The following is a 3,690-nucleotide window of genomic DNA, read 5'->3' as shown; positions in this document are numbered from 1 at the left end:
AGGCTTGCTAGCTATGTGCCTAGATTGTTGAGGCTATTTCCTTAGCTCGCATCAATCATGGCTCGCTGCCCGCCCTTACTATCTTACTCACTTCATTATTTATGTTATCGAATGTGACGGTGCTGAAATGTGAAGGTGCAGATTAGTATGATCTTATGCCCATAGTTATAGTCACTGTTTTGTATTTACAAGCACTAACTAAGCAAAGCAGTCCCGGTGGGAAGCGTGAGCGGGGTGATAATTTATCAAAATAGCAGGATGCGTTTTATGTTGCAGTCTTGATATTCGCTCTTAAGGTTGGTCTGTTGTGGGGTTTTAGGTAGGTTGTTCGTGTGTGTGACTTTTGCGTCATCTATAGCTCATAGCCCATGGACAAATAACTTGCTATGGTAGCTTGGTTATTATGCGCGCTGGCATAGGTCATCGCGAACCTAAAACGATAATCGATGATTTGCCGCAATTAGCCCAAATACATTTATGGGGCGGCATTACTTAGGGAGTGTTTATGCGTAAGTCCGTTATTGCGGCTGCCGTTGCGGCAGTGTTGTTTCTGGCTGGCTGTGCCAAGACTGAGTTGGTTGATTTACCTCAAGCGCAAGTTGCTGGTCAAGCGAGTACCCAAAGTCAGGAGCGTCAAGTGAATGTGTTATTGAGTAAAAGTCCGCTACAGGATCAAGCGCCGCAATTTAATCTTATCCGAGCTAATGATTTTACCACAGGATTTACCGAGGGCATTAAAAACCAACGTGCTGAAATTGCAGGAATAATAAATAACCCACAGCCAGCAAGTTTTGATAACACGATTCTTGCGCTGGAAACCTCTGGCGCATTGTTAACTCGGGTTTCGCGCACGTTTTTTAATTTGGCTGGGCTTATTTCTGATGAGACTTTTTTGACCATAGAGGCTGATATCGCCCCTAAGCTTGCGGATCATAAAGATAATATTTATTTAGATCCGCAGCTATTTCGCCGCGTTGCAGCGGTTTATCAGCACAAAAGTCGGTTAGATCCCCAAGAGCAGCGCTTAGTCGAGTATTACTACGAGCAATTTGTGCGTGCCGGGGCCACATTATCAGCGGCAGATAAAGCGAAAATGCGCGAGTTTAATGCGCAGCTTGCCAGTCTCGCCACGGCGTTTTCTCAAAACAGCTTAAAATCCTTTAAAGAAGATGTGATCTTGGTGACGGATAGCGCCCAACTATCGGGGTTATCTGATAGCGACATCGCCACCTTGGCGGCGGCTGCGCAAGCCGCTGGTAAAGAGGGATATTTAATCACTTTGGCCAATACGACCCGCCAAGCGGTACTCTCAAGCTTAAGTCACCGGGAATTGCGGCAACGAATATGGGAAACTTCTGCTCATCGCTCGATCGCGACCAATGGCCCTATCATCGTTAAGATGGCACAAATTCGTGCTCAAAAGGCCGCGCTGTTAGGATTTGAGACCTGGGCCGCCTATACCCTTGCCGATCAAATGGCGAAAACGCCGGCCGCCGTATATGGCGTCCTTGATGATTTAGCACCTAAGGCATTGGCTCGCGCCAAAATAGAAGCCGCTGAAATTCAAGGGGCGATCAAGCAGTCTGGGGAGCATTTTACGTTGCAGCCTTGGGACTGGGCCTATTATGCCAACCAAGTGCGTAAGCAAAAATACGATCTTGATGAGAACAGTATCAAGCCTTATTTTGAGTTTAAGACGGTGTTGCAAGATGGGCTGTTTTACGCCATGGAGCAACTCTATGGGATCCGCTTTCGTGCCCGCACCGATTTACCGCTATGGCATAAGGATGTCTTAGCCTTTGAAGTGTTTGATCAAGATAACAGCTCAATTGGGTTATTTTACTTAGATCCTTATGCCCGTGAAGGTAAAGCTGGCGGCGCTTGGATGGATGAGTTTGTAACACAAAATACACTACAGGGCACTAAACCTGTGGTGTATAACGCGCTCAATATTCCCAAACCTGCCGAGGGTCCAACTTTAATGACCTTTGATGAGGTCACCACCTTATTCCATGAAATGGGCCATGCACTCCACGGGTTGTTTTCTAAAGTGAAATACCCAAGTCTGGCTGGCACCGCGACCGCGCGGGATTTTGTGGAGTTTCCATCTCAGGTCAATGAAGATTGGAATATCGATCCTAACGTCATAGCCCATTACGCCAAACACTATCAAACCGGGGAGCCGATACCAAAAGCCTTGCTTGAACGTATCTTAGCCTCAAATAAATTTGGTCAAGGCTTTGATACTGTAGAGTATTTGTCTGCTGCACTTCTAGATATGGAGTGGCATTCAATCACTCAAGATACCCAAATCAATAATATCGAGGCGTTTGAGCAGCAAGCATTGGCCAAACATGGCTTGAATTTTGCCCCAATTCCCCCGCGTTATAAATCCAGTTATTTTAGCCACGCCTTTGCCGGCGGTTATGCAGCGGGCTATTACGCCTATTTATGGACAGAGGTGTTTGCCGCCGATGCCTTTGCTTACATGGCTAAACAGGGCGGGCTTACTTTAGACAATGGCGCTAAATTTCGCGAGCAGGTGCTATCTAAAGGCAATACTGAGGATTTGATGCAAAACTACCTTGATTTTACCAATAAAAAACCAACAATCGATGCCTTACTCAAACGTCGCGGCTTAGTGGAGTAAGATCGGCGCGCCATGGGCACCTAGGCTTGCGGTTGTTTACCGCAAGCTTATTTATCCTATTGTTTTACTGGCTATTTTACTCTAAGATTTCGACAACTATTACTGAGGGAGAGCTGTTGGCTCTCCCCAAGACGCCTAGCGAAATGGTGGCTCTGCTTGACGGTTGAGCCCTTGAGTAGCCTGACCGCGTCGCCTCTTTTGGGAATGGAGCATAAATGGTTTCGCCATTAAGTGAAGCAATGCTGGATGTGATTGCCGAGGCCTTGGTCGAGCAAGGTTATATCGTGTTAACGGATCTGGTTCCGGTGGATATTAGTCAAGTGTTATTCGACAAAGTCCACTCCACCCAAGTCGATGAGCTAAAACCTGCCGCGATTGGCCGCGGTATAGAGCAGCAACTCAATGCAGACATCCGCCGCGATAGGATCCGCTGGCTTGAGGCGCAAAATCCACAGGATGCGCTGTATCTCGATGTGATGGCACAGCTCAAAGCGGGTTTAAATCGCCGCTTGTTTATGGGGCTATTCGATTATGAAAGCCATTATGCGGTTTATCAGCCAGGGGCTTTTTATAAAAAGCATGTCGATGCGCTAAAAGGCAGTCAAAATCGGATCTTAACGACAGTATTCTTTTTAAATCCCGATTGGCAAGCGGCCGATGGAGGTGAGCTGATTATTTACGATGAAGCCGATAATGAGCTCGAGCGTATTGCCCCTAAAATGGGGCAGTTTGTGATTTTTTTAAGTGAGCGTTTTCCTCATGAGGTTATGCCAACCTTGGCTGAACGCCGCAGTATTGCAGGTTGGTTCAGGGTCAGTAATAGCATGCATGGATTTTAAGCGGCCTTAAGTCTCGCTCGGGTTCGCGGTGCAACGCTTTGTTTCGCGGCCCGTATTATCTTGTTAACCTCAGCGTTGGCTGTGGCATCCGTTAGCGAATAGCCATAACCCCAACCTCTATCCCATTCCAATACCAATACAATCCCGACCAGCAGAGGCCAAACTGATTGGCGTATTATTAAGCCGTTCAGAATCCCCTCT

2 protein-coding genes are annotated in these 3,690 nt (G+C 47.1%); both read left to right on the top strand.

The genetic code is table 11. The features are described from left to right. The first annotated feature begins 505 nt into the window (after positions 1–505). Positions 506–2,650 carry a M3 family metallopeptidase gene (locus ACRCZA_RS05455; protein ID WP_438673455.1) on the top strand — a complete coding sequence of 715 codons (2,145 nt, stop codon included), beginning with the start codon at positions 506–508 and terminating at the stop codon, positions 2,648–2,650. A gap of 215 nt (positions 2,651–2,865) precedes the next feature. Further along, on the top strand, positions 2,866–3,489 hold the full coding sequence (locus ACRCZA_RS05450; RefSeq protein ID WP_438673454.1) for a 2OG-Fe(II) oxygenase: 624 nt from the start codon (positions 2,866–2,868) through the stop codon (positions 3,487–3,489). The last annotated feature ends 201 nt before the right edge of the window (positions 3,490–3,690 follow it).

Origin of the sequence: Shewanella sp. (genome assembly GCF_051658185.1) — a bacterium.
In the GTDB taxonomy this organism is placed as follows: Bacteria; Pseudomonadota; Gammaproteobacteria; order Enterobacterales; family Shewanellaceae; genus Shewanella.
This window is presented reverse-complemented; position numbering and strand designations above follow the sequence as displayed.